A 26,251-nucleotide genomic window follows, 5' to 3' on the forward strand; every position below is an offset into this window, starting at 1 on the left:
CTCCCCCTCTAAGCCACTTTCCTTACCCTTCAATATTGAAACTAATATCAAGTGCTTTCACTGAATGTGTTAACGCTCCAAGTGAAATATAATCTACCCCTGTTTTTCCGTATTTCGATAAATCTTCAATTGTGATGCCACCTGAAGCTTCTGTAACGATAGCGCTTGGTACAATTTTTGAAAACTCCCGAATTTCATCTGGCGTACGATTATCGAACATAATAATATCCGCACCAGCAGCAACAGCCTCTCTCACCTGTTCCTCAGTTTCTGTTTCTACTTCTACTTTCACCATATGTCCTAACTTTTCTTTCACTGATGTAACAGCTTTTGTAATAGAACTAGCAAACGCAATATGATTGTCTTTAATCATGACCCCATCATATAAACCGAAGCGATGATTAAATCCACCGCCGCACACGACTGCATGCTTATCAAACATACGTAGTCCTGGCATCGTTTTTCGCGTATCACAAATGCGAGTATGACTACTATCTAAAGCAAGAACCGCTTTATGCGTCATCGTCGCTATTCCGCTCATACGCTGAATAACGTTTAATATAACGCGCTCTGCTGTTAATAACGATGCAATTGGACCTTGCACAGTTGCAATGATTTCGCCTTTTTCTACAAGGTCCCCATCTTTTTTATGAAGCTCTACTTCAATTCTCTCATCAATTAATTTAAATCCTGATTCAATTACTAAACGTCCTGCAAAGACCCCTGTATCCTTCGCAAGAAACGTTCCTTTCGAAAGCAAATTATCTGGAAAAATAACCTGAGATGTTACATCTCTTTCCCCTATATCTTCTAAAAAAAATCGATTTAATGCTTCTTTAACTTTTATCGTGTTCATAAAGCCCCTCTTCCCCTCATCACACAAGTTGTCGTTTTCTCTTTACTCGAACAATCTCTTTCTTTCCTATATTTCTATCTGGATAATCACTCCGGTAATGCCCGCCAATACTTTCTTCTCTTTGCAAGGCTGACACAACTATAAGCTCACAAACCGTTAACATATTAATAAGCGTTATCTCTTCATTCGTAAGAACATCATGTTGTAATATCATATTTCGAACACCATACTTACTAAGCCATCTCTTCGCATAAGATAAACTTTGCTGTGTTCGCACAATCCCAACATATTTCATCATGCATTTTTGTATTTCTTCTTTCGTCGGTAAATGATTCAGAACGATAAACGTTGCTTCCTTTTCGGCTAGCATATTCACCTTTTCTTTTGTCTCTCTAGATAAAATGTGTCGTCCGATTCTTTTTCCAAACACAAGACCTTCTAATAATGAATTACTCGCTAATCTATTTGCACCATGAACCCCGTTACAAGCTACTTCACCGACTGCGTATAAGTTCGAAATAGACGTCTCTCCATCACAGTTCGTTTTCACGCCGCCCATGTGAAAATGAGTACCAGGCACGACTGGAATAAGTTTTTTATTTATATCGACTCCATTTGTTTTACATATCGATGACACGGTCGGAAAGCGTTGTTCAAAGTTTTGAATCATTTCGATGTTTAAGTACACTTTTTCACCCGCAAGTAGCTGTTCATGAATAGCCCTTGCGACTACATCACGAGGCGCTAAATCCTGTTCGGAATGTATATCCATCATAAAACGCTGCCCTTTTCCATTTATAAGGACAGCTCCTTCTCCGCGAACAGCTTCGGACACAAGACCAGAACAACGCCCACCCGCGTATAACATCGTCGGATGAAATTGTATAAACTCTAAATCTACAAGCTCTCCACCTGCACGGTACACCATTGCAAGTCCATCGCCTGTAATCGTCTCATCATTAGAAGTAAAGGCGTATAAACCGCCAATACCGCCTGAAGCTAACACCGTATAATCTGCATTGTAACGTTTCAATTCTCCTTTATTGTTGCGAGTTAAAGCCCCAACACATTTATCTTTTTCTATAATAAAATCGAGCACCATTTCCTGTTCCACTACCGTAACATATGGAGCTACTTCTTGAATAAGATGCTCTAATAAATTCTTTCCTGTTGCATCGCCACCTGCATGTACAATACGACGTTTTCGATGCGCTCCTTCTTTTCCAAGATGAGGACCTGTTTCATCTCCATCAAATTTCATCCCATTTTCAATAAGGTTATTAATTTCTTTCGGTCCTTCCTCAACTAAATAACGGACCACTTCTTCATTGTTATAATGACACCCTGCTACTAACGTATCTTCAAAATGATCATTAGGATTGTCGTATGTAGCTACTGCTGCGGCAATTCCACCTTGAGCTAAATGTGTATTATTATTACGTTTCGTCTCCTTTGTGATAATAATCACATTCTTTTCGTGACAAATCTCTTTTGCAACACGAAGTGCCGCAACACCACTTCCAATAATTAAGACATCTGCACTTGGCATAATTGTTGCCTCCTACTTTACACTTTTCAACTGTCTTGACACCTATATTTACATAGTTTTAAAATAATGACAAGAGTTTTTTTATAATTCTTATTTTCACTACCATTTAAAAAGTAAAAGAACTGTAACTCTTACTAGAGAGAGGAACTTACATGATGATATATCTTGACTATGCAGCTACTACACCTATGAGCGAGGAAGCGTTACAAACATATATGAAAGCAGCGTCGCAATACTTCGGAAATGAACAAAGTTTACATGATATTGGAGGAACAGCTGCTTCTTTATTACAAGTTTGCCGAAAAACATTTGCGGAAATGATTGGAGGAAAAGAACAAGGAGTATTTTTCACAAGTGGCGGATCGGAATCAAACTATCTTGCGATTCAATCACTTCTAAATGCCCAAACTAAGAAGCATATTATTACGACACCTATGGAACATGCATCCATTCGAAGTTATTTTCAATCTCTAAAATCAAAAGGCTATACGATCACTGAAATTCCTGTTGATAAAAGCGGACTCCTTTGTTTAGTAGATTTAGAGGCAGCTATTACAGAAGATACTGTGCTAGCAAGTATACAGCATGGAAACTCTGAAATCGGAACCGTTCAAAACATTACAGAAATCGGGGCACTTTTAAAAAAATATAATGTTTTATTTCATACAGATTGTGTGCAAACGTTTGGTAAACTGCCTATCCATGTTTTTGAGATGGGCATTGATAGTCTTTCTGTTTCAGCACATAAAATATACGGACCAAAAGGTGTCGGCGCTTGCTACATAAATCCGCAATCTCGCTGGGAGCAAGTATTTCCGGGAACTTCTCACGAAAAGGGATTTCGCCCAGGTACAGTGAACGTTCCCGGCATCGCATCTTTTTTAACAGCTGCTGAAAATATATTAAAAACTCAATGGGAAGAAAGTTTACGTTTTAAAGAGTTACGCTCCTACTTTTTAGGGCAAATACAAACCCTTCCGCTAGAAATTGAAGTAGAAGGTCATTCTACTTCTTGTTTACCACATATTGTTGGGGTTACAATAAAAGGAATAGAAGGTCAATATACTATGCTAGAATGTAATCGCCATGGTATCGCCATTTCCACCGGAAGTGCTTGCCAAGTCGGTAAACAAGAACCTTCGAAAACCATGCTTGCAATTGGAAAAACGTATGAAGAGGCCAAACAATATGTCCGCTTCTCTTTCGGACAACAAACAACGAAAGATCAAATTGATACTACTATTCATGCACTACACACAATTGGAAATCAATTTTATAGAGGTGTTAAATCATAATGAAACAAAATGACCAAAAAAAGATTTTAGGTGAAGAAAGACGACAGCTTATCCTTCAGTGGCTTCTCGCTGCAAATGAGCCGTTATCTGGGAATGAACTATCGAAGAAGACAAACGTAAGTAGGCAAGTTATCGTGCAAGATATTTCCTTGCTTAAAGCACGAAACGAACCAATTATTGCGACTGCCCAAGGCTATTTATATTTAAAACCACAAGAGAAACAACAAGCTTTTGAACGCGTAATCGTATGCCAGCACAAACCAGCAGAAGTACGTCAAGAACTTACAATGCTTGTTGACCACGGCGTTACGATTAAAGATGTAAAAGTTGAGCATCCTGTATACGGTGACTTAACAGCATCCATCATGGTAAGCAATCGCTTTGATGTAGAGCAATATTTACAAAAAATCGAAAACACAAATGCTTCCTATCTTTCACAACTAACAGATGGTATTCACTTACATACAATTGAGGCAGATTCTAAAGAAAAGTTAGATGCTGCTTGTGAGGCGTTAGATAAAGCAGGATTTCTCGTTTATTAATGTAAAGCACAGAGTTTTTATCATTCTCTGTGCTTTTTTAATGCTATAATATTGTAATCAATCGTAAAGGAGATCAAATATGGGAATTGAACTCGTTCACTTTAGCATTGGCAAGCCGAAACAAATGAAATATAGCGAAGATAAAGAAATGATAACAGGTATATGTAAAGACCCTACAGAAGAGGCCTTTCTCTCAAAAGACGGATTTCGTGGTGATGACGTAGCGGATTTAAAACATCACGGCGGTCCTGATCGCGCTGTTTGTGTATACCCACACGAGCATTACGCACTATGGGAAGAGGAGTTTCAAACTACGCTTCCAGCTTCCACATTTGGCGAAAACATTACCGTAACAAATATGTTAGAGCGTGATGTTTGCATCGGAGATACATATCAACTAGGTGCAGCAATCATTCAAGTAACACAAGCAAGAGTACCTTGTAGCACTATTTCAAAACGCCTCGGTATTCCTGGCATTTTGCCGCGCATTGTAGCAACTGGATTTACTGGCTACCTATGCCGCGTTCTTCAAGAAGGTACTGTACGTAAAGATTCTAAAATTACATTACTAGAACGTCAACCGAGCAATGTTTCTGTTTTGTTCTCTAACGAAATTTATTTTCATAATAGAAAAGATAAAGATGGCATTGAAAAAATTCTTGCCGTTCCAGAACTAGCTGATATTTGGCGTGGTCAGTTAGAAGATCGTCTTGCGAAGTTAAAATAAAGAATCACACCAGGTAAAACAGTATTGAGTCCATCATACCAGATGGACTGTTTTTATTTTCTCTTCCTTCACGTCCAAACATATAAAAATATATTTCATATTATATATGGACAACCTTTAATTCTTATATGTGAAGGGAGTGATTAATTATGGCGGATTACTTCTTAAAAAATGGAAAAAAATATTATAAGAAAAATGATCGCCCATGTAATTCTTCAAATTCAGATTCAAATAACTGTTTTATACAGAACTATACTATTTTCGGTACGGGAAATACCCCTCAAGATCTTGATATAACAACTGGAATTCCTCGAACTGTATTTGAAAACTTCACTAAAAATCATAATAAGACACTTATTAAATTTAGTTTCAGTCCTGCATTTGCAACAACGATTAGATTAACAATTGCAAGATTAAACCATCGCTCTCCACTTACATTTACCTTAACACCAGGAGATATTAAAACATTTTTAGTAGAAGATGTTGAGAGTATTACTTTCTCAGATACTGTAGCTCCATCTACACTCAATCTATTCATACAACAAACGAATTGTATTTGCTGCAGTAATTCGAACAATGATGAATCCTATTATTATAATAGTTGTAATGATGCGTACTAAAAACCCGACAAAAGAGTTATCTATTCCTAACAGAAGCCGTCCTAAATATCTTTTAGGACGGCTTCTTTATTTTGCTAGCTTAATTAATCACTTACTTCAATAGAATCGATAGCTTACTCTGCCTCAAACCGAGAAACAGCTTTTCATTTCAAACAACTTTAACAACAGCTCCCCTCTACAACCAATAAGAAGAATAACTCCCCAACACAGTAACAGAAAAACCGAGTGCTTCAAGTTCCATCGTTACGCCTGGCAATAATACGTCATCATATGCTTTATCGACATCGATTAAGAAAAAGTAATTTCCAAGACCTGTTTTCATCGGACGCGATTCGATTTTTGATAAGTTTAATTTTCTCCATGCGAAAGCTGATAACACTTGATATAGGGCACCTGCATAATCTGCAGGTAACGTTATCATAAGCGTCGTTTTCTCTCCGCGGTTCTCTCCGTTATTCGGGAGTACTGCTTTCTTTTTCTTATGGAGTACTAGGAAACGTGTGTGATTATTTTTATGCGTATGAATACTACGTCTCACAATTGTTAATCCGTATTTTTCTGCAGCCGCTTCATTTGCAATAGCGGCAATTTTCTCTTCAGGATGTTCTTTCACATATTGCGCAGCAGCACTTGTAGATGTCATATCTCGAACAGTTACTCCTTTTAATTCTTCATTTAAAAATTTATGGCACTGTGCAATGGCATGCGGATGAGAATGCACTGCATATACTTCATCCCACACTTCTGCATACTCCGGATGTACAAGTAAATGCTGCTGAATTGGTACTGTAATTTCTCCTACAATGGAAAGCGGCTGCTCATGTACAAGGTAATCAACCGTTATATTCACTGAACCTTCTATTGCATTTTCTAACGGTACAACTGCGAAGTCTACATTTTCATTTGCAGCTGCATCTATACAATCTGGAATCGTTCGATACGGTACATGCTCTGCTTCCGGAAAAAAACGACTCACCGCCATATTTGTAAATGTTGCTTCTGGTCCTAAATATCCTACTCGAATCATCGTCTTTTCCCCTCTTTTTCGTTTTCTTACTGTTATACCATACTTTTTTATATTCTTCTATGTGAATTTCGAATATTAAAAAAAGACTAGCATTCGCTAGTCTAAATGTTTCTTATATTCTCTTTGAGCGAAGAAGAAATAAATGATACATGCTATGATATAAAACAGAATGAACAAACCTACTTTTCTTAATGATCCATCCATAAAAAGCGTATTATGAAACGTATATAACGCAACTGCACTATGCATACTCCCTACTATAATTGGCGCAAAAAATAGCATACATAATTGCCAACGAGAAATTTTCCATACTTCTTCCTTCGTCATTCCAAGTTTAGAGAGTGCACCATACTGCTTTCGGTCCGATGCAATATTATGGAACCATTTAAAATACACGATACTACATGAAGTAAGAAAGAATAATATACTAATAAATGAGCCTACAAATAGAGTAATATCGCCGCCTTCTTTCATATTTACATACAACTCCATGTTGCTTCGAAATGCATTATTATCTTGTTTCATATGTTTCCGTAAATCTTCATTTAATTTCTTCGTCTTTTCGATATTTGGTAATGTGTAGCCTCTATATATCATTTTTTCAGAATCAGGAACCTGATTTGCTATACTATCAAAATCTTCATCATTCATAACGAAGAACAGACCATTAATGTACGAAGGATGATAGTTAAATTGAATCCCTTCTTTCTGACCGTTAAATACGAATTGATATGGTTGATTCATTACTTGCAATTGAATCTCTTTTTGATTATATACATTCGAATTATTGTATTTATTATAATAAACGAGTGTCACTGTACCTTTTTTAGGCCGATACGTTTTCTGTTTTTGTTTCCTCGCTTCTTGGTTATATTCACTTTCTTTTATAAGCGGTACTATTGTTGTTTCTCCCTTATTAGACTGAAAGGATGCATACACTCCAACAAAACTCATATATTGAAAATCGTCATACTCATATTGATGCAGTAATTTTTCAACCGCACCTTCCTCAAAGACCTCATGAGTAGAAATACCTTTTTCTATGTACGAAAACGAGTGTACCCCTCCAGTTCGCCACATATCTTGCATGCTAGAAAAATATAAAAACACCGTACCTGTTGCTGTAACTACAAACGTCGTTGCCATAGACATCAGAAAGAAAAAGCGACCATTTTCCTTCATTCGATGTGACAATTGATTCACTATAAATAAATATGGATATGTATACATAATCTTTTTATTTCGCTTTATCATTTCTAACACTTGGGTAGCTCCATGCGCGAAAGAAAAGTACGTTCCAAAAAAGACAAGTATAGACACAGGGAAAAAGTATATCACTATCGTAGCCATCGTCACTTGTAGCGCCAACGCATACCCGCCCACTAAACAAGCAAAACCGAATAAACAAAGCCACTTTGATGTTTTTTTCTCTTTTTTATCTGTTCGAAATTCTTTCAATAACCGAATGATTTTTATATTCCATATACGTAAAGCACTTATAAAAGATAACAAAATAAAAACGACCATATATGTAATAAATGTTACACCAATCGCCCTTACGTCAAATATAACAGGTAGTTCTTTCGGAAGCCCCAGTAACATACTAAATACCATAAAAAAGAGTTTTAAAAATATCATACCAAGCCCAATACCGAAAATATTCGCGAAGACCCCGATTAAAATTTGCTCGGTCATAATCACTCCTATTACGTTAGACTTCGTTGCTCCCATTAACATATATAACCCTAATTCTTTCTTACGTGCTTCTATGAAAATAGAAGTAGAGTACAAAATAAATATGACGAAAAAAGAAATGATTATAACATTACATATGATAAGTCCCCAGCGTACGTTTTGATACCACATCGTCTCTTGCATATATGGATGCACAATGACAGACATATATGCGTAAGAAGCAAATATTGCAAAACAACTACTTAAGAAAAACACTTTATAATTACGCCAATTTCCTTTTATATTTTGCAGCGCTAGTTGCCGAATGTTCATCTATCGTCCTCCTGTAACTTACTACATAGGCAAAAAGCTAGAGATTCCCCTAGCTTTTTACGTGTTTTAAATATCCTCTTTGCGCGATCATAAAGTAAATGGCAGAAGCTAAAATGTATGCTCCAATTACAAGCGCACCTGATTTCCACAAATCAATATAAAGCATTTTCCCTAACGTATGAAGAGCAACTCCACTATGAATGGAACCGATTAAAATTGGGATAAAGAAGATAACTCCCATTTGTCGAATCGCAATTTTGCGAATTTCTTTATCTGTCATACCGATTCTCTTTAACGATTTAAATTGAATACGATCTTGTTCTTTATCGTTAAACCATTTAAAGTATGTCATACTACAAGCGAAGAAGAAGAACAGTACCGCTACGAAGAAACCGATGAACATTGTAATTGCTCCACCTTCTCTTATATCCTTATACGCAAACACTGAATTTCTCAATTCCCCTTGCTTTTCTGGTGCAATTTCATTTTTCAAATCTAATACAAGATCTTCTGTACTTTTCCAATCCTCAATATAATAACCATAATATTTCGTCTTTTCTTCATCTGGTACGAGTTTTGCATATTTCTCAAAATCTTGATCATTTACAACGAGATATTCACTATCATTAAAAACAGAAAATGAAGTTGGGCTATTTAGCTGAACAGACTGCTTTTGTCCGTTCATTGTAAATTCATACGGTTTCGTACGATCTATCTTCATCAGTTCATTTGCCATATCGACCATAACCATCGTTGCACTACCTGGTACATTATGAACTTCTGTAACTTGCTCTCTCTTTTGTTTGCGCACTTCTGCATTATATTCTTTTTCTGAAATAATCGTGATCGGCACTTCATGTTCACCGTTAAAAAACGTTACTTTCTGTGTTGCCGGTAGTTTTATGTATGTTACTTTTCGCGCATCTTCAAACCCGTGTCTCTTCACAAGCTCCTGTACCTTTTCTTCATTAATAAGGCTATGCGTATTTAACCCCTTTTCCTCATATGAAATAGCATGTGGAGTTTTGACTACCGTTTTATAACTCATATCCTCAAAATATACGTAAAGCGTGCCAACGGCCGAGGATACAATCGCCGTAATAATAGAAATTACAAATAGAAAACGAGCATTATCTTTCATTTTATAAATAAGGTTGCTAAGAACAAACATATTTGGATATGTATAGAAAGATTGCTTTCTTTTTTGTAATGCTTTTAATACAACTGTACTACCTTGTGTAAATAGTAAATACGTTCCGCCAATTGTCAGTCCTACCACCGGTAAAAAGAGGATGAGGAAATTCAGAAACGTTACTTGGAAGCTAAGTACATATGCAGCAATAATACATCCTATACCAACTATACTTAACCATGTAAATGCAAACGGCTCTACTTTTTGCTTTCTTGCCTCTCTTAATAAATCAATAATTTGCAAGCGTCCTACTGTCCAAACACTAAACAATGACAGGATTAAAAATAGAATAAAGTATACACCAGCTGTAATAAGAACTGCTTTACTATTCCAAACGAGTGGAAGTGTCTTATCTATTTTTAATAATACGCTTAACGCTTGGAAAAATAATTTTGAACAAAGCATTCCAACCCCAATACCAACTACAATTGCAATACTACCTAACATCAGTTGCTCTAATATAATCATTCGGCCGAGCTGCGATTTCGTTCCGCCTATTAATGTTAGTAGGCCAAACTCTTTTTTTCTTGCTCGTAAAAACGTTGAATTTGCATATAAAATAAAGAGTGCCGAGAAGATGACCACAATATAATTCATCGATTCTAATCCTTTTGTGATCATCTTTCTCATACTAATATTACCGCTTACGACATCTGGATGATAAATAAAAGAAGCATACATGAAAAATACGACAATCGATAAACAACTACTTATAAGAAACGCTTTATAGTTACGCCAATTTCCTTTTACGTTATTAAGCGCGAGCTGGCGAAAGTTCATGATATTCTCCTCCTAGCATCGCAAGTACGTCCAGAATTTCTTGGAAAAAGGCTTGTTTCGTTCTTCCTTTATGTATTTCTGAGAAAATTTCTCCGTCGTGAATGAATAGAATACGTTCGCAATAACTCGCTGCTACTGGATCATGCGTTACCATTGCAATTGTCACTTTCTTTTGTTCATGTAAGTCTTGCAACGCGCTCATTAATGATTTTGCTGACTTCGAGTCTAAGTTTCCAGTTGGCTCATCTGCTAAAATTAACGTCGGTTCATGAATGATCGCTCTCGCTGCTGCTGCACGTTGTTGTTGTCCGCCTGATACTTCGTATACTTTTTTATTTAAAATTTCTTCGATGTTTAAAAACTTCGCAATTTCCAGTACTTTCGCATCGATTTCATTTACAGATTTATTCGCCATTACAAGTGGTAAAATAATGTTTTCTTTAATGGATAACGTATCAAGTAAATTAAAATCTTGGAAGATGAACCCTAAATGTGTACGGCGAAACTCCGCTAATTTTGCAGCACGCATTTGATTAATTTCTTCCCCATTTACAAGCACATGACCTGAAGTTTGCTTATCAATTGTCGCCAATAAATTTAAAAGCGTCGTTTTCCCGCTTCCTGAAGGGCCCATAATCCCTACAAATTCGCCTTCTTCTATTTTAAAATTTATATCGTTTAAAGCAGTCGTCGCTACTGAACCTTTTGATTGGTACACCTTCGTTAATCCTTTTACTTCAAGAACACTCATTTCTAATCCCCCTATGTGTTTTCTTCTTACATTTACTATAAGAAAAATAAGAAAAAGAAACGAGTGATTTCCCTTACAAAACGTTTTGTTATCTTACAGTTTTGTCATTTTTCTCATCAATGTATGATATTCTTCATCTTTTGCAAATTGGAACGTAAATGTCGTCCCTTCTCCTTCAACCGATTGCACATAAATACCGTGATGTAAATTATCGCAAATTTCCTTCGTAATATATAAACCCATCCCAGTCGCTTCTCTCGTTTTACGGCCATTTATCCCCGTAAAGAATGGATCAAATATACGCTTTACATCTTGCTCTGGAATACCGATTCCATTGTCCTTAATATGTAATAACACTTTTTGATCTTTCTCTTCAATTTGAAATTGAATTTCCTTTTTCTCTGCTTCTGAAATTTTCGTATACTTAATTGCATTTACAACGATTTGACCTATAGCAATACTGAGCCATTTTCTATCAGATGCAACCATACAAGTATCTTCTTGAAACATCACTTTCGGAAATACAGACGATTGAATGAAGGATTTTCGATTTTCATTAATAATACCTCGCACTACATCTATAACATTTACTACTTCTACCTTATAATCTTTCGCAAACTGTTCTAGTCTTGCCATATGTAACGCTAAATCTAAACCATTTAGTATGCGGTTATTTTCTTCACGGATACTTTCAACTGTTACTCTTGCCTCACGATGCTCTTTGCCAAACTTCTGCAACAATAATTCAATAACAGATACTGGTGTTTTCATTTGGTGAATCCATTGGTTCATAAATATCATTTGCTGTTGCTCTTTCGCATGCTGTTTATGAACTTCATTCATATATTGCTGTCTTAATAACGTAAAAGATTCAACGACCATTTCTTGCTCTGATGTATAAGATTCATCAATAAGTAAAGAGTCATGTAATGTATTTCCGCCAGTAACGTACTTTTCGATCCTCTTTAAAAACACACTCCGTTTTCGGTAATCGTAAATGAGGTATACAGTAAATACAACAGTTCCTAATAAAAGTCCATATAACCACGTACTCCAATCAATGGATTCCTTTTCTAAAAGACTTTGCAACTGCAGTACAAGCCCAAATAAACAAAGGCTAACAATATAAGAAAGAATTAAAGAAAAGCGGTCCATGAAGTAATTTTTAACCTTCATGCCCTTCGCCCCACTCCGTAAGAAGCGCATAACCATATCCACGTTTCGTTACAATTGCATTTTTAATGCCTAACTCCTCTAGTTTCTTCCTTACACGTTTTACATTTACGGTTAATGTATTATCATCCACAAATGCTACTTCATCCCATAGAGCTTCTAACAGTTCTTCGCGCGTTACATATTGATTCACTTGTTTCATTAAACACTCTAATAAGTAGAACTCATTTTTTGTCAGTTCAGTTTGTTGTCCCTGCCACTCAACAATATGCTGAGACGGGAATAACAACAGTCCATTTACACCTAAACAATCATTCTCAGCAGCAGAAGCATACTCTCCATAACCACGGCGAAGTGCACTCTTCACCTTTGCCATTACGATATCTAAATGGAATGGCTTTGTAATATAATCATCGCCGCCATTTTCAATCGCCATTACTTGATCCATTTCTCCTGTTCTTGCAGAAACAAAAATAATTGGCGCATTCGATACAGTACGAATTTGACGACACCAATAAAAACCGTCAAAGTACGGTAAATTAATATCAAGTAACACGAGATGAGGATTCACTTTTACAAACTCATCTTTTATTTGACGTAAATCACTTGCTCTAAATGATTGATAGCCATACCTTTCTAAATGCTCTTCTAATATTCCCGCGATTTTCTCATCATCTTCTACAATTAATATTTTATACATGTTCGTTTTCTCCCCATAAAAAAATTCTTCTAAAACCACTCCCCTTTTTATTATAAATTGAAAATTTAATTAGTGGGGATTTTTTCCTGTACAAATCCGATTTTTGCGATATAAAAAAGACTGCCGTATTTCGGCAGTCTTAATCGATAAATTCAAATTCATATTCAAGAATTTTTACAATATCTCCGTCTTTCGCGCCACGTGCACGAAGCGCTTCATCAATACCCATTCCGCGCATTTGACGAGCGAAACGACGTACAGATTCATCACGTGAGAAGTCTGTCATCTTGAATGTTTTCTCGATATCGTAACCAGAGATAACAAACGTGCCATCACTTTCACGTGTAATTTCAAATTTAACACCTTCAGTATCAAATTTGTACATTACACTTGTATCAGACTCATCCGCAACTTCATGTATTGGGAATTCTGGTGTTGTTTCTATTAAGTTCGCTACTTCAAACAGTAAGTCACGAACACCTTGTCTTGTTACAGCTGAGATTGGGAAGATTTTTACTTCGTCTCCCACTTTCTCTTTAAATGCTTGTAAGTTTTCTTCTGCATCTGGCATATCCATTTTGTTTGCAACAACAACTTGTGGACGCTCAGTTAAGCGAAGATTGTATTCTTTTAATTCATTATTAATCGTTACGTAATCTTCATATGGATCACGGCCTTCTAAACCAGACATATCAATAACATGCACGATTACACGTGTACGCTCAATATGACGTAAGAATTGGTGTCCAAGTCCGACGCCAGCATGTGCGCCTTCAATTAGTCCTGGAAGGTCAGCCATAACGAAGCTGCGGTTATCACCAGTTTCAACAACACCAAGATTTGGAACGATTGTTGTGAAGTGATACTCTGCAATTTTCGGACGCGCTGATGATACAACAGATAATAATGTAGATTTACCTACACTTGGGAATCCAACGAGTCCAACGTCTGCTAGTACTTTAAGTTCTAGAATAACATCACGCTCTTGACCTGGTTCCCCGTTCTCAGCGATTTCTGGCGCTGGGTTCGTAGCTGTTGCGAAACGTGAGTTACCACGGCCACCGCGGCCACCTTTTGCAATTACAGCAGTTTGTCCATGCGTTACTAAATCGGCAAGAATTTGACCAGTTTTTTCATCTTTTACTACTGTTCCTGGCGGAACCTTTACAAGTAAATCTTCAGATTTACGTCCGTGCTGACCTTTACTCATTCCGTGCTGACCGCGATCAGCTTTGAAATGACGTTGGTAGCGGAAGTCCATTAATGTACGTAAGCCTTCCTCAACTACGAAAACAACATCTGCACCTTTACCGCCGTCGCCACCTGCTGGGCCACCTTTTGGTACATACTTCTCACGACGATACGCAACCATACCGTTACCACCGTCGCCGCCTTTTACATATATTTTGACCTGATCTACAAACATTATTTCACCTCACTTTTTTCAATTGGTTGTAATATAACTGAGACTTCTTCGTCTCGCACTGTATAAGAAATGGAATACCATTTATTGTTTTGGGTCGCAAGCCAATTCTGTAGTTCTTCTACACTCGTTAGCTTACCACGAAAATCAAAAAAGAAACGAGCATTATCCGCGTCACATTCAATTGTGATACAAACATAATTTTCAACATATACGTCTAAACTATGCTGAAGCATCGAGAAAAATTGGTTCGTCCATGTACATACAGTCTCATCTAAGTGAGATAAGTTATGTAATTTCCCTAATACTTCGTACTCCAATAAGCACGGCTGCTGTTTCCAATTATATGTTAAAATCCACTCTGAAAATAAAGGCATTGATAGCCCCATCAGATTGGATTCTTGTCTCGCTTCTTGGACAAAACGATCGATGAGACTATGAATTTCTTCCACTTTTCCAAGGGAAAGGTTTCCTTTCACCATCTGCATACGATTGAGCCAATCATGTCTTGAATGGCGCAATGCATCTATAATTGTCCATTTTTCATTCATTTAGATACCCCTTAATATAGAAAAACTCTAACCTGCACTCAGGTTAGAGTTTTCCGTGAGTTCTTATGCTTCTTGAGCAACAGGATATACGCTCACTTGTTTGCGGTCACGGCCAAGACGCTCAAAGCGTACTACGCCGTCAACTTTCGCGTATAAAGTGTCATCGCCACCACGACCAACGTTAACACCTGGATAAATTTTTGTACCGCGTTGACGGTAAAGAATTGAACCACCTGTAACCGTTTGACCATCTGCGCGTTTAGCACCAAGACGTTTTGACTGAGAGTCACGACCGTTCTTTGTACTACCTACACCTTTCTTAGATGCGAAAAACTGAAGATCTAATCTTAACATACGTTACACCTCCTGCACTTTTTCTATTAAACGGATATACTTTCCGTAATCAAGTTCGATCGTCTTAAGCGAAACAACTAATCCTTCTAAAAGCGTTTGTGCTTTTTCTGCTGCATGAACGTCTAAATCATTAGGCAATTCATACGTTAAGAATCCGCCATCACTTCCGAGTTCAATAGTTGCTTGCACATTACAAAGTTGTTCCACTGCATTTATAGAACCAAACACAACCGCTGTAGTTCCAGCACAGACAAGGTCTTGTCCATGTGGCGCATAATCGGCATGTCCAGTCATTTTAAATGATTGGATACTTCCTAATTTCGTGCGACTTATCGTAATTTTAATCATGTTAACCAGAATTAAGCGTTGATAGCTTCAACAACTAGCTTAGTGTAAGGTTGACGATGACCTTGTTTCTTACGATTGTTCTTTTTCGCTTTGTATTTGAAAACGATAATTTTCTTAGCGCGACCTTGTTTTTCAACTTTCGCAGTAACTGTTGCACCTTCTACAACTGGGCTACCAACTTTAACGTTTTCGCCACCAACGAAAAGAACTTTGTCAAAAGTAACAGTTTCACCAGCTTCAACATCTAATTTTTCAATGTAGATTGCTTGACCAGCTTCAACTTTAATTTGTTTTCCACCTGTTTCGATAATTGCGTACATACTTGCACCTCCTCTTAATTACTAAGACTCGCCAAAAACGAGGTAGACATAAATGCCTTTAGGGAACCTGTCTTGTGCGGTTGTAGCATATAGCCGTTTAGGTGCTATAAACTATAACATAAAGATGTTATCATGAATCATAGACAGTTGTCAATAAATGTTCTGCTAACTATTTTTTCCGTTCTACAATTTCTTTTTTACTTCCAAAACGAACGATAGCATACTTTTCGATATTATCATCTTTGAAATAAATTTCAAATGGAATATTTTTTTGTAATTCTTTTTGCAAAAACTGTTTTTGCAGTTCTTTAGGCGCAGCGATTAATACTGCTTCATCTTCTATATTGCCATATGTGATTAGTTCTCTCTCTAACTCATATGCAATTGTTTCATACGACATCACATAACCCGTCGCTTTGCAAGGTACACACTCTTTTAATAATACGTCCCGTAAAGAATGCTTTTTACGTTTACGTGTCATTTCCAAAATCCCTAGCTCCGTAAAGCCGAGCACCCTTGTATATGTGCGGTCATCTTGCATAGCAGCTATGAGACATTCTCTTACCTTTTCTTTATCTTCTCTTTTTTTCATATTAATAAAATCAATTAATATCATACCACCAATATCACGAAGTCTTAATTGGCGTGCAATTTCTTCAGCTGCCATCTCATTTGTGCGAAGTACTGTATCTTGTAAATTTTGTTTTCCCGTAAACTTGCCCGTATTCACATCAATTACAGTCATCGTCTCCATTTGTTCTACAATTAAATAAGCACCATTTGGAAGCCAAACAATTTTTTGGAGTGCTTTCTCAATTTCACGCTCTATTCCAAAATGGTTAAACATCGAAGACTTTTCATTATAAAAAGATACTTTCTCTTTACCGACCTTTTCTTCTAATTCTTTTACTATACTCCTTGTATCTACAACTACTTTTTCAATCGTCTCAATCGGATTTTCTTGAAATACACGATCTAAAAAAGTTGCCGGTCGATGAAGTAGTAACGGTGCCTTTCCTTGGCTCTCTTTTCTTTTTAACTCTTCATATAACTGCTGTAACCTTTGCATTTCAGCTTGTATTTCTTCAATTTCTCCTTTTTCAGAAGCAGAGCGGAAAATGTATCCCCCCGTTCCCTCTATTTCAATTTGGAGTAACTGTTGTCTTCTTTTATTATTTTTTATTTTTCGAGAAACAGCGCGCATCTCATCAAACGGCATATAAACGACATATTTCCCGGTAAATTCTATATTCGCTGTCAATTTAGGCCCTTTCGTATCAATTGCCTCTTTCACAACTTGTACGAGTATCACTTGCCCTTCATGTATACGATAAGAAGATGGTACATCATCGTACGAAAGGTAAGCATGCTTTTCTAAACCGATGTTTACAAAAGCTGCATTCATTCCAGCAATTGTTCTTACGACACGCCCAACATAAATATGCCCAACAATCTCTTGCTCTTCATTACGTTTCCATAAAAATTCAGCAATCTTTTTCTTCTCTTCAATTGCAACGCGCTTTTCCGAACCAGCGTAATTTACATATAACGTTTTCAAAATTATTTCCTCACTTTATAATCTTCTTTGCTTTTACAATAATAAAAGGTTAGTGCTATCGTCAACACTAACCGATTAATTCTTCAACTGATGAAGTTGTTCGTTTTTCAGTAAAATATGCATAGAGCAATTCATTTTCATCCAATGTGTAATGCTCTTTATATTTTCCACGGACGATAATAGAATGCTTATATCCTCTACGAAATTTTGTGAATATCGTATATAAACGATCTTCCGTTTGCACTTCAATAGGTGCAATCTTTTCGATTCCTCTTTTGTTTCCATAATAACGTTCTAATAAAAAACGCATAAATGCATACCGTCTTTGTTTCCACTCTCGATATAATGACACTGCTAAAAATACGAGTAGTACCCACATCATAATATTGTTACTATTCCAGAGTAACTGCCATCCTAATATTACACCAAAAAAAACACATGACAATTTCATCATCTTTTCATGTGCTTGTAAATAAGGGAAACGATATGATAATACATTAAACAATACTTTCCCGCCATCTAACGGCCAAATAGGGAGTAAATTAAATGCTAAAATAATTATATTATTCCACATAAAGAAATAATATAAATCTGCATTCAGCCAACCAGCTTCGAACAACATATAACCTACCAGCATCATCCAAACATGTTGAATCGGTCCTGCAATTACGACAACAAGTTCCTCTTTCAATGACTTATTACCATGTTCCTCAAGCTCGGCAACGCCACCAAACGGCAAAAGCTGAATTCTTTTTATACGCCAATTATAGTGTGCTGCTGCAAAAGCATGCCCAAGTTCATGAATAAGAACAATACAAAATAACAGTAGTAACTCTTTAAAACGCGCAGTAAAAATACCAATGACAATAATAACCCAAAATAATGGATGCACGGAAATTTTCGTTAAAACGTCCCTATATTTAATCAAATGAGATCACCTGGATCGGATCAATAAATTTTTCATTCTTTTTTATCGCGAAATAAAACTTTCCATTTTTATCATTTGTATCATTACTCACCGTTCCAATTTTTTGTTTCTTTGAAACGTAATCATATAATTTCACTGACATATCATTTAAGTTTGCATACCATGACTCCGTACCATCTGCATGTTGAATTTGAACTGTATTTCCAAGTTCCTCTTTCTTGCCTGCAAAAACAACTAACCCTTCATTCACTGATTCCACTTTTGCATTTGTAGCTGTTTGGACAAATACACCTTGGCCATTTTTTTGAAACCCTTGCATTACCTTTCCAGAAGCAGGAATTGCATAATCTTTTTGCTGAATACTTCCTTCTTTTTTCTCGTTCGGCGAATAGAATACAAGCGGTTTTCCAAATTGCTTTTCGTACCATTTCGCTACAGTAGCAAACTGAAATTCCTCTTTCATCACTTTTTCCGTAACAGCTTTAGCTCCATTAAATGAAGAAGGAGCATTCTTATATAAAATAGCAACCGAAAGAACTAATATTGCTGATAATAAAACTTTGAAGAAAAAGACTTCCTTTCGAAATAAAGGATGCATTTCCTTTTCTCCATCTTCAATAAATACCGCTTCACTATCAAAATTCCCTCCGTTAAAATACTGCTCTTCCTCCATCCTTTCTTGCTCGGCCTTCCTTTTTGCAATCCGCTTTTTAATTTCTTCTACGCGTCTATTCTTCATACTGTCTCCTTTCTTTCGTTAAGCTAATTTCAATAGAAACAGTTGTATACAGTTTGTACATATGTATGAGCTAAGAAAGAAAGATATTCGTGTGAAGAAAAAAGAAAGCACTTCGCATATGTGCGAAGTGCTCTTAACGGATTCCAAAGAAGTTTTTCACCTTTGCAAATACCGATACCTTTTCTTGTTCAAATGCTTGTAATGGTACATTCTCACCTAACAAGCGTCTTGCAATATTACGATAAGCCAACGCTGCTTTTCCGCTTGGTTGCAACGCCACAGGTTCACCTGTATTTGTAGCTCGAATAACTTCATCGTCATCTTCGACAACACCAAGAAGCTCGATTGACAATGTACGTACAATTTCATCAACATCTAACATATCCTGTTCATGAAGCATATGACTACGTACACGGTTAATAACAAGTTTCGGTGGTTCAATATCCTCTTTTTCTAAAAGCCCAATAATACGATCCGCATCGCGCATTGAGGATACTTCTGGAGTCGTAACAACGATTGCTTTATCCGCACCAGCTACCGCATTTTTAAATCCCTGCTCAATCCCCGCAGGACAATCGATTAATATGTAATCATAATCTTGACGTAATACTTGTATTAATTCATCCATTTGTTCAGGTGTTACCGCTGATTTATCACTCGTTTGTGCTGCAGGTAATAAATAAAGATCATCAAAACGTTTGTCTTTAATTAGAGCCTGAGGTAAACGGCAACGCCCTTCAACGACATCAACAAGATCAAATACAATACGATTTTCCAGCCCCATTACTACGTCTAAATTTCGAAGACCGATATCTGTGTCAATTAAGCACACTTTCTTTCCAGATAACGCTAGGGCCGTACCAATGTTCGCAGATGTAGTAGTTTTACCTACTCCGCCTTTTCCAGATGTAATTACTATTGCCTCTCCCACAGCTATACAATTCCCCTTTCTAACTTTGTTAAATTAGGTCTAAGATGAGTGAGAAGTTGCAGGCGATCGACAACAATGTGATTGTTCTCATTAATATACGCACATTCTGCCGCCTCCGCTCCGTCTTCTTTCTCTTCCGGAGCCCGCATTGCCACATCACTAATTCGAAGTTGCATCGGGTTCATAACAGATGCAGCGATTACAGCATCCGAATCCCCATAATACCCAGCATGTGCAATTCCTCTTAATGATCCTACGACAAAAATATTCCCCCCAGCGATAACCGTTCCGCCTGGATTAACATCACCAATTAACAACAAATTTCCTTTTACATGTAAAACTTGTCCAGAGCGAACAATTTTGGAAATAGGGACAATTTCTGTTTCTTCTTTCCAAGCTATTGCTTCTGCTTTAGTGATAACATCACTTTCAATTGAATCCACAACAAGATTCTTTTTATTACGAATTAACGTACGAATCTCTTCTTGTTGGACTTCTGTTAAATAACGATTTCCTACTTTCACATGCACTTCAATTAAAGAGCGCCCATCACCATCGTAGTAATGTGTAGAAAGTTTTTCTTCTAATTCCATCAATAATTCTGAGAATGAACAACAATCATCTAAATGAAGCGTTATCCCATCTTTTGTCCCTTTTATCGTTACATTTTGTTGCTTTTTTTCTTCCACTAAAGTTCACCCCACCGATTCAATTCGACATAAAATTAGAAAATCCTTTTTTCTTTTTCTTCCATCGCTTTTGAAAGACGCACTATATATCGTCTCAGTGGGAAACAAACTATCAATAAGAAAATAGCATTTAACAATAAAGTAGAAAGGAGACGATCTGTGAAAAAGACATACGCTGGCATATGAGTACGTCCTAACAAAGTTAAGAATCCATACACATAATACTCTAGTGCTACAACGCTAGCTAATATGATAGAAACAACAATAAATAAATTCAATTGTAGTACTTTCATCACACTATAAACTAAATAGGCTAAAATCGGATAAGCAAAAATATATATCCCGACAAGCTCTGTGTATACGGTATCAAATAAGAAGCCAAATAATAGTCCGTAATAAATCCCTTGAACCGGACTATAATACACTGTAATAAAACATAAGACGATTATAAAGAAATGCGGTGCTACTATGCTGTCTTTCCAAAACACATCCGTTGGAACAAAAGTAGCAAACATATTTTCAAATAGAAACACAAAAAGGAGCAAAAGAGGAAGAGCTGCTCTTTTTAATATCTTCATCATCTCTTCTTCTCCTCCTATTCTAATGGCGCTGAAGGTGTTGCACGTTTAGCAACCGTAATATGCTCTACGTCATTTAAATCAGCGGAAGGTTTTACATAAGCTGTTTTTGTTAAGCCATATGCATCCGGCTGAACTTCAACGATTTTTCCAATTACAAGACCTTTCGGGAAAATATCACCCAGTCCAGATGTTACAACTAGTTGATCTTTCTCTACCGGTGCATCAGAGCCAATCTTTGTGAAAAGAAGTAATTGCTTTTCTTTGTCATAACCTTCAATCAATCCAAAGATTTTCTCTTGCCCTTGTACAATAGCAGAAACGCGATTTGTTCGGCTCATAGAACTTAGTAATTCTACTGATGATGTAAACTGAGATACACTTTTCACTCTTCCAACTAACCCTTGTGAAGTTACTACCGCCATATCTTTCTTAATTCCTTGCTGTGCCCCTTTATCAATTCCAATTAAATCGTACCATTTATCTGGATTACGAGAAACAACAGTAGCTGGAATTTCAGTATACCCACTATTTAACTCTTTTTTACCAGTTAGCTCTTGTAGCTTCTTGTTATCATCTTCTAATTGTTTTACTTTCCCTGATAGACCTGCATAATTATCTAATTTTGCTTTTAATTCTTTATTCTCTTCATACGTGCGCTTTACATCCTCTACATTTTCGAAGAATCCAGCTACGTATTTCGCTGGCTTTTGGAATACACGTTCTACAACACCGACAGTATCTTTAACAAACTGCTCTGGCCATGTTAAACTGTTCCGTTCTTTCAATGAGATTCCAATCAATGCCACGAGAAGAATAATACTAACCAACAAAACAATTAATCTTTTGTTTAAGAAAAACTGTGGCACGTTCACACCCTCTTAATTTCACTGATTTTTATTTTGCAATATTATCGAGCAGCAGTTTTGAAAAGATCGATATTGTCTAATGCTTTACCTGTTCCAATTGCTACGCAATCTAATGGATCTTCTGCAACAAGAACTGGCATTTTCGTTTCTTCACTAATTACTTTATCTAAATTACGTAGTAATGCCCCGCCACCTGTTAATACGATACCGCGGTCCATAATATCAGCCGCTAATTCAGGTGGAGTTTTTTCTAACGTATTTTTAACTGATTCTACAATCGCATCTACTGTATCTTTTAATGCATCTGCAATTTCTTCTGGCTGAATTAGTACTGTTTTTGGTAAACCACTTACTAAATCACGACCGCGAATTTCCATAGGCTCGATACCTTCTGGCTCGCCTGCAGAACCAATTTCTAATTTTAATGCTTCAGCTGTTCTTTCACCGATCATTAAGTTATAGCTTTTCTTAATGTACTGAATGATTGAATCGTCCATATCATCACCAGCAACACGGACTGACTGGCTTGTTACAATACCACCTAGAGAAATAATTGCAACTTCTGTTGTACCACCACCGATATCAACAACCATACTACCAGTTGGTTCCCAAACAGGTAAGTTTGCACCAATTGCTGCTGCAAATGGCTCTTCGATAGGATAAGCATCACGAGCACCCGCTTGACGAGTCGCATCGATTACTGCACGTCTTTCTACAGCTGTAATACCAGATGGTACACATACCATTACATACGGCTTACGTGAGAAGAAACCGTTTGATTTTTGAGCTTGTTGAATGTAATATTTCATCATTGTTGCAGTTGTTTCATAATCAGCAATTACACCGTCTTTCATCGGGCGAAGTGCCACAACGTTCCCTGGTGTACGACCAATCATTTGTTTTGCATCGCTACCTACAGCAACGATTTGTTTCGTATCAGTTTGTAACGCAACTACTGAAGGTTCACGTAAAACTACACCTTTTCCTTTTACATATACAAGCGTGTTCGCAGTTCCTAAGTCTATTCCAAGATCGCGAGTAAATCCACCAAATCCAAACATATTATTTATCTTCCTTTCTTGTTTTCACGGACTCATTTTTTCTTACTTTATATTATAAAAACAGTACGTTTTTTATATCTTTATCCTTTTTGTAGATAAATTTCTACAAAAAACTCATAAATCACATTATAAAACAAAATAAGTAAAAAGCATAGTCTTAAATATGACCTTTTTCCTTTAAACTCACGAATTTATGGTCACCTATTATAATATGATCAAGCACTTCAATTCCGATAATCTGGCCGCATTCTACTAAGCGTTTTGTTACTGCAATATCTTCACGGCTCGGCGTGGGATCTCCTGAGGGATGGTTATGAAGACATATGATAGAGGCTGCTGCACGACGGAAGGCTTCTTTAAAAACTTCCCTCGGGTGTACAATTGACGTGTTTAAACTTCCAATAAAGATCGTTTGCCTATGTATAACTTGATTTTTTGTATTTAAATATAAACAAACAAAATGCTCTTGTTGTAAAAAACGCATTTCTTCCATCATGTATTTCGCACAATCTTCTGGACTTCGAATACTATATCTATTTTGATATTCTAAACGTACCATTCTTCTGCCTAGTTCAAAGGCTGCCATAAGTTGCGATGCCTTTGAAATCCCAATACCATGTATACTAATTAGCTCTTCTAATGTTGCATCTTTCAACATACGTAAGCCATCAAATTGATGTAAAATTTTATCTGACAACTTTAAAACTGTTTCTTCTTTAGAACCTGTTCTGAGTAACACTGCGAGAAGCTCTCGATTTGATAAACTTCCAGCACCTTCTAACAATAAACGCTCCCGTGGCTGTTCTTCTCTTACAACATCACGAATACCGTTCATCTCTCCACCCCTTTATTTGTTCTCTCAAAGAAAACCCCATGCAATTTTACGCATGGGTTACATCAATATCAAATTGTTTTAATTCCCGAACGAGACGTGCAATTGGTAAGCCAACTACACTATAGTAGTCCCCTTGAATATTTTGAACGAAAATAGATCCTTTACCTTGAATCCCATAACTACCGGCTTTATCAAGAGGTTCTTTCGACGCGACGTATGTATCAATTTCCTCTTCTGTTAACTCCCAAAATGTAACTTCTGTACGCTCATAAAAAGTAACCGTTTTTTCTTTTGCTATAATTGCAACACCTGTATACACTTCATGTGTTTTCCCTGATAGTAATTGCAACATCTCTTTCGCCTCATCCTCATTAGAAGGCTTACCAAGAATACGCGACTCATATGTAACAATTGTATCTGCACCTAACACAATGTGATCACTATTATTTTCTGCCACCGCTGATGCTTTTTGCAAGGCAAGCGACATTACAATATCAGAAGGCGATGAATATGCACCAATTGTTTCCTCTACTTCACTTACAACGATTTCAAATGGCACACTAGCTAACTCAAGCAATTCCTTCCTCCGAGGTGACCCTGAAGCTAAAATTATTTTTCTCATATTTTCTCCTTCCTTTCTCACATGAAGCAGAACAATTTATATTAATCGTATCAAAGGAATAGTTTGTCCACAAATGAAAGAAATATTAATTTCTCTAACTAAAATAACACTTCTTTATTGCATACGATTATATTCCTGTCATAGAGAAAGCACTTTGCTCTAAATTCAAAAGAAAAGAAAGAAGTACATGTACTTCTTTCTTACTCATTTTATTATCCTATCATTTCACTTTCTACGAAACAATTTTTTCATACGAGAGTAAACCATCAATAATAACTTGATTTAATTTCGCCAAAGATTCCTTATCCATCTTCCCATCTTTTACTGTTTGTACAGCTACCGACGTATACATATACAGTTTCTTTGCTTCTTCTTGTTTCATACTTTTTCCTTCTTTTTCAACCTTTTTCCATTCTTTTTCAATTACTTCTATATCTTTTGCGCTGCTTTTTCCACCAACTTGTACGCTAGAAGCATATTTTGCTAAATGATTGTATAATGGCTGCACTTTTGTTAAAAATGTTCCTACTTCTTTATCATCTTTCAGCAATGCTTTATCTGTTATATCCCAGTTCTTTTTTAAAACGGAGACACCATCATTTTTATACTTAGTCATTAATTGATTTATAGACTGTTCATCGCTAGCAATACCAAAAACTATTGCATACTTATCACCGCTCGGTCTCAAAGCACCAATACCCCCATTGCCTTTCCATTCTTCAAGAGCTGCCTGTCCCTTTTCTTCAGAAGAATAAAGCCCCCCTTGAACAAAAAATAATTTCATCGGATCCAATGACGTTCCTGCCTGCGCCTTTTGTTTTTCTTCTTTCGGTGCTGGTGTTTGTTCTGCCGTTCCACCCACCTTTGATTCTCCATTTCCAGTCGGCCTTGAAGCAGTTACTTCACTTCCTCCTGTCGTTCCTTGTCCAGTAAGTAAATGAAGCATCCCCATTCCAAACGCCGTACCGATAATAATTGCGGTTGCAACGATTACAATTAATGTATTACTCCACTTCTTTCTGTATTTTTCCACAGACATTGATTTCGCTTTTTGAAACGGAACAACATTTTTCGGTCGTTCACTTTCTACTACCATCCATTCAAATTCATCTTTCTTCTTTTCCTCATACTTCGCTTCTGTTCCATTCACTTTCACTGAGATCGTTCGTGATTGCTTGTCCATACACTCACACCTCACCTCTTATCGTTGTCCGCATCATATCATA

28 protein-coding genes and 1 other annotated feature are annotated in these 26,251 nt (G+C 36.7%); of the genes, 4 read left to right on the forward strand and 24 right to left on the reverse strand.

The window, feature by feature from the left end; genetic code table 11:
• Window positions 1-22 precede the first annotated feature (22 nt).
• Both nadC and nadB read right to left on the reverse strand, forming a co-directional pair.
• Window positions 23-856 (reverse strand): carboxylating nicotinate-nucleotide diphosphorylase, encoded by an 834-nt coding sequence (nadC, locus tag BAQ53_RS20935; protein WP_001092248.1) that lies wholly within the window; start codon window positions 854-856, stop codon window positions 23-25.
• Window positions 857-875: 19 nt separating this feature from the next.
• Window positions 876-2,405, reverse strand: a complete 1,530-nt coding sequence (gene nadB / locus BAQ53_RS20940; RefSeq protein WP_089148263.1) for an L-aspartate oxidase — start codon at window positions 2,403-2,405, stop codon at window positions 876-878.
• A 152-nt stretch (window positions 2,406-2,557) separates the two neighbouring features.
• Here nadB and BAQ53_RS20945 point away from each other — a divergent pair, with 152 nt between their 5' ends.
• The 4 genes from BAQ53_RS20945 (at window position 2,558) to BAQ53_RS20960 (ending at window position 5,589) form a co-directional block, all read left to right on the forward strand.
• Window positions 2,558-3,700, forward strand: a complete 1,143-nt coding sequence (locus BAQ53_RS20945; protein WP_000973756.1) for an IscS subfamily cysteine desulfurase — start codon at window positions 2,558-2,560, stop codon at window positions 3,698-3,700.
• Window positions 3,700-4,242: a transcription repressor NadR gene (locus BAQ53_RS20950; protein WP_000812240.1), complete on the forward strand. Its 543-nt coding sequence runs from the start codon at window positions 3,700-3,702 to the stop codon at window positions 4,240-4,242. Before BAQ53_RS20945 ends, BAQ53_RS20950 begins: the two co-directional genes overlap by 1 nt.
• Window positions 4,243-4,321: 79 nt before the next feature.
• Window positions 4,322-4,969, forward strand: coding sequence for an MOSC domain-containing protein (locus BAQ53_RS20955; RefSeq protein WP_000510679.1), 648 nt, complete (start codon window positions 4,322-4,324; stop codon window positions 4,967-4,969).
• A gap of 149 nt (window positions 4,970-5,118) precedes the next feature.
• Window positions 5,119-5,589, forward strand: coding sequence for a hypothetical protein (locus BAQ53_RS20960; protein WP_000796369.1), 471 nt, complete (start codon window positions 5,119-5,121; stop codon window positions 5,587-5,589).
• A gap of 175 nt (window positions 5,590-5,764) precedes the next feature.
• Here the strand turns inward: BAQ53_RS20960 and pheA are convergent, their stop codons facing one another.
• From pheA to BAQ53_RS21070, 22 genes are all read right to left on the reverse strand, one after another.
• On the reverse strand, window positions 5,765-6,616 hold the full coding sequence (gene pheA, locus BAQ53_RS20965; RefSeq protein WP_000621698.1) for a prephenate dehydratase: 852 nt from the start codon (window positions 6,614-6,616) through the stop codon (window positions 5,765-5,767).
• Window positions 6,617-6,712: 96 nt separating this feature from the next.
• Window positions 6,713-8,623, reverse strand: a complete 1,911-nt coding sequence (locus BAQ53_RS20970) for an ABC transporter permease (RefSeq protein ID WP_151521760.1) — start codon at window positions 8,621-8,623, stop codon at window positions 6,713-6,715.
• Window positions 8,624-8,672: 49 nt separating this feature from the next.
• Complete coding sequence (locus BAQ53_RS20975) at window positions 8,673-10,595, reverse strand: ABC transporter permease (protein WP_001011427.1); 1,923 nt, start codon at window positions 10,593-10,595, stop codon at window positions 8,673-8,675.
• A complete protein-coding gene (locus BAQ53_RS20980) occupies window positions 10,570-11,346 on the reverse strand; it encodes an ABC transporter ATP-binding protein (RefSeq protein ID WP_199696678.1) in 777 nt (258 codons plus the stop codon). The genes BAQ53_RS20975 and BAQ53_RS20980 overlap by 26 nt, the downstream gene beginning before the upstream one ends.
• A 93-nt stretch (window positions 11,347-11,439) precedes the next feature.
• Window positions 11,440-12,522 (reverse strand): HAMP domain-containing histidine kinase, encoded by a 1,083-nt coding sequence (locus BAQ53_RS20985; protein WP_000865388.1) that lies wholly within the window; start codon window positions 12,520-12,522, stop codon window positions 11,440-11,442.
• Window positions 12,512-13,219, reverse strand: a complete 708-nt coding sequence (locus BAQ53_RS20990; RefSeq protein ID WP_002164191.1) for a response regulator transcription factor — start codon at window positions 13,217-13,219, stop codon at window positions 12,512-12,514. Before BAQ53_RS20990 ends, BAQ53_RS20985 begins: the two co-directional genes overlap by 11 nt.
• A 139-nt stretch (window positions 13,220-13,358) precedes the next feature.
• The gene (gene obgE / locus BAQ53_RS20995) at window positions 13,359-14,645 is read right to left on the reverse strand and encodes a GTPase ObgE (protein ID WP_000497128.1); all 1,287 of its coding nucleotides are present in this window, start codon (window positions 14,643-14,645) and stop codon (window positions 13,359-13,361) included.
• Window positions 14,645-15,193: a sporulation initiation phosphotransferase B gene (locus BAQ53_RS21000; protein ID WP_208906211.1), complete on the reverse strand. Its 549-nt coding sequence runs from the start codon at window positions 15,191-15,193 to the stop codon at window positions 14,645-14,647. The genes obgE and BAQ53_RS21000 overlap by 1 nt, the downstream gene beginning before the upstream one ends.
• Window positions 15,194-15,256: 63 nt before the next feature.
• Window positions 15,257-15,547, reverse strand: coding sequence for a 50S ribosomal protein L27 (rpmA, locus tag BAQ53_RS21005; protein WP_000944958.1), 291 nt, complete (start codon window positions 15,545-15,547; stop codon window positions 15,257-15,259).
• A gap of 3 nt (window positions 15,548-15,550) precedes the next feature.
• A complete protein-coding gene (locus BAQ53_RS21010; protein ID WP_002164192.1) occupies window positions 15,551-15,895 on the reverse strand; it encodes a ribosomal-processing cysteine protease Prp in 345 nt (114 codons plus the stop codon).
• A gap of 11 nt (window positions 15,896-15,906) precedes the next feature.
• On the reverse strand, window positions 15,907-16,215 hold the full coding sequence (gene rplU, locus BAQ53_RS21015) for a 50S ribosomal protein L21 (RefSeq protein ID WP_000270907.1): 309 nt from the start codon (window positions 16,213-16,215) through the stop codon (window positions 15,907-15,909).
• A gap of 14 nt (window positions 16,216-16,229) precedes the next feature.
• Window positions 16,230-16,307 (reverse strand) — a sequence feature (ribosomal protein L21 leader region).
• A 77-nt stretch (window positions 16,308-16,384) separates the two neighbouring features.
• Window positions 16,385-17,773, reverse strand: a complete 1,389-nt coding sequence (locus tag BAQ53_RS21020) for an Rne/Rng family ribonuclease (RefSeq protein WP_208906212.1) — start codon at window positions 17,771-17,773, stop codon at window positions 16,385-16,387.
• Window positions 17,774-17,840: 67 nt separating this feature from the next.
• Window positions 17,841-18,701: a stage IV sporulation intramembrane metalloprotease SpoIVFB gene (gene spoIVFB / locus BAQ53_RS21025; RefSeq protein ID WP_000599053.1), complete on the reverse strand. Its 861-nt coding sequence runs from the start codon at window positions 18,699-18,701 to the stop codon at window positions 17,841-17,843.
• A complete protein-coding gene (gene spoIVFA / locus BAQ53_RS21030) occupies window positions 18,694-19,440 on the reverse strand; it encodes a stage IV sporulation protein SpoIVFA (RefSeq protein ID WP_000797471.1) in 747 nt (248 codons plus the stop codon). Before spoIVFA ends, spoIVFB begins: the two co-directional genes overlap by 8 nt.
• Window positions 19,441-19,573: 133 nt before the next feature.
• Entirely contained in the window at window positions 19,574-20,371 is a 798-nt protein-coding gene (gene minD, locus BAQ53_RS21035) for a septum site-determining protein MinD (RefSeq protein ID WP_000503309.1), read from the reverse strand.
• Between the two features lie 2 nt (window positions 20,372-20,373).
• Entirely contained in the window at window positions 20,374-21,060 is a 687-nt protein-coding gene (minC, locus tag BAQ53_RS21040; protein WP_000391523.1) for a septum site-determining protein MinC, read from the reverse strand.
• A 35-nt stretch (window positions 21,061-21,095) separates the two neighbouring features.
• Window positions 21,096-21,641, reverse strand: a complete 546-nt coding sequence (gene mreD, locus BAQ53_RS21045; RefSeq protein ID WP_000975748.1) for a rod shape-determining protein MreD — start codon at window positions 21,639-21,641, stop codon at window positions 21,096-21,098.
• A 14-nt stretch (window positions 21,642-21,655) separates the two neighbouring features.
• Window positions 21,656-22,507: a rod shape-determining protein MreC gene (mreC, locus tag BAQ53_RS21050; protein ID WP_001135489.1), complete on the reverse strand. Its 852-nt coding sequence runs from the start codon at window positions 22,505-22,507 to the stop codon at window positions 21,656-21,658.
• Between the two features lie 41 nt (window positions 22,508-22,548).
• Window positions 22,549-23,568, reverse strand: a complete 1,020-nt coding sequence (mreB, locus tag BAQ53_RS21055; protein ID WP_000466736.1) for a cell shape-determining protein MreB — start codon at window positions 23,566-23,568, stop codon at window positions 22,549-22,551.
• A 157-nt stretch (window positions 23,569-23,725) separates the two neighbouring features.
• The gene (gene radC / locus BAQ53_RS21060; protein ID WP_001013390.1) at window positions 23,726-24,403 is read right to left on the reverse strand and encodes a RadC family protein; all 678 of its coding nucleotides are present in this window, start codon (window positions 24,401-24,403) and stop codon (window positions 23,726-23,728) included.
• Window positions 24,404-24,449: 46 nt separating this feature from the next.
• Entirely contained in the window at window positions 24,450-25,025 is a 576-nt protein-coding gene (locus tag BAQ53_RS21065; RefSeq protein ID WP_001226291.1) for a Maf family protein, read from the reverse strand.
• A 232-nt stretch (window positions 25,026-25,257) separates the two neighbouring features.
• Complete coding sequence (locus tag BAQ53_RS21070) at window positions 25,258-26,208, reverse strand: hypothetical protein (protein WP_000361006.1); 951 nt, start codon at window positions 26,206-26,208, stop codon at window positions 25,258-25,260.
• Window positions 26,209-26,251 lie beyond the last annotated feature (43 nt).

Origin of the sequence: Bacillus sp. B25(2016b), assembly GCF_001679765.1 — a bacterium.
In the GTDB taxonomy this organism is placed as follows: Bacteria; Bacillota; Bacilli; order Bacillales; family Bacillaceae_G; genus Bacillus_A; species Bacillus_A thuringiensis_K.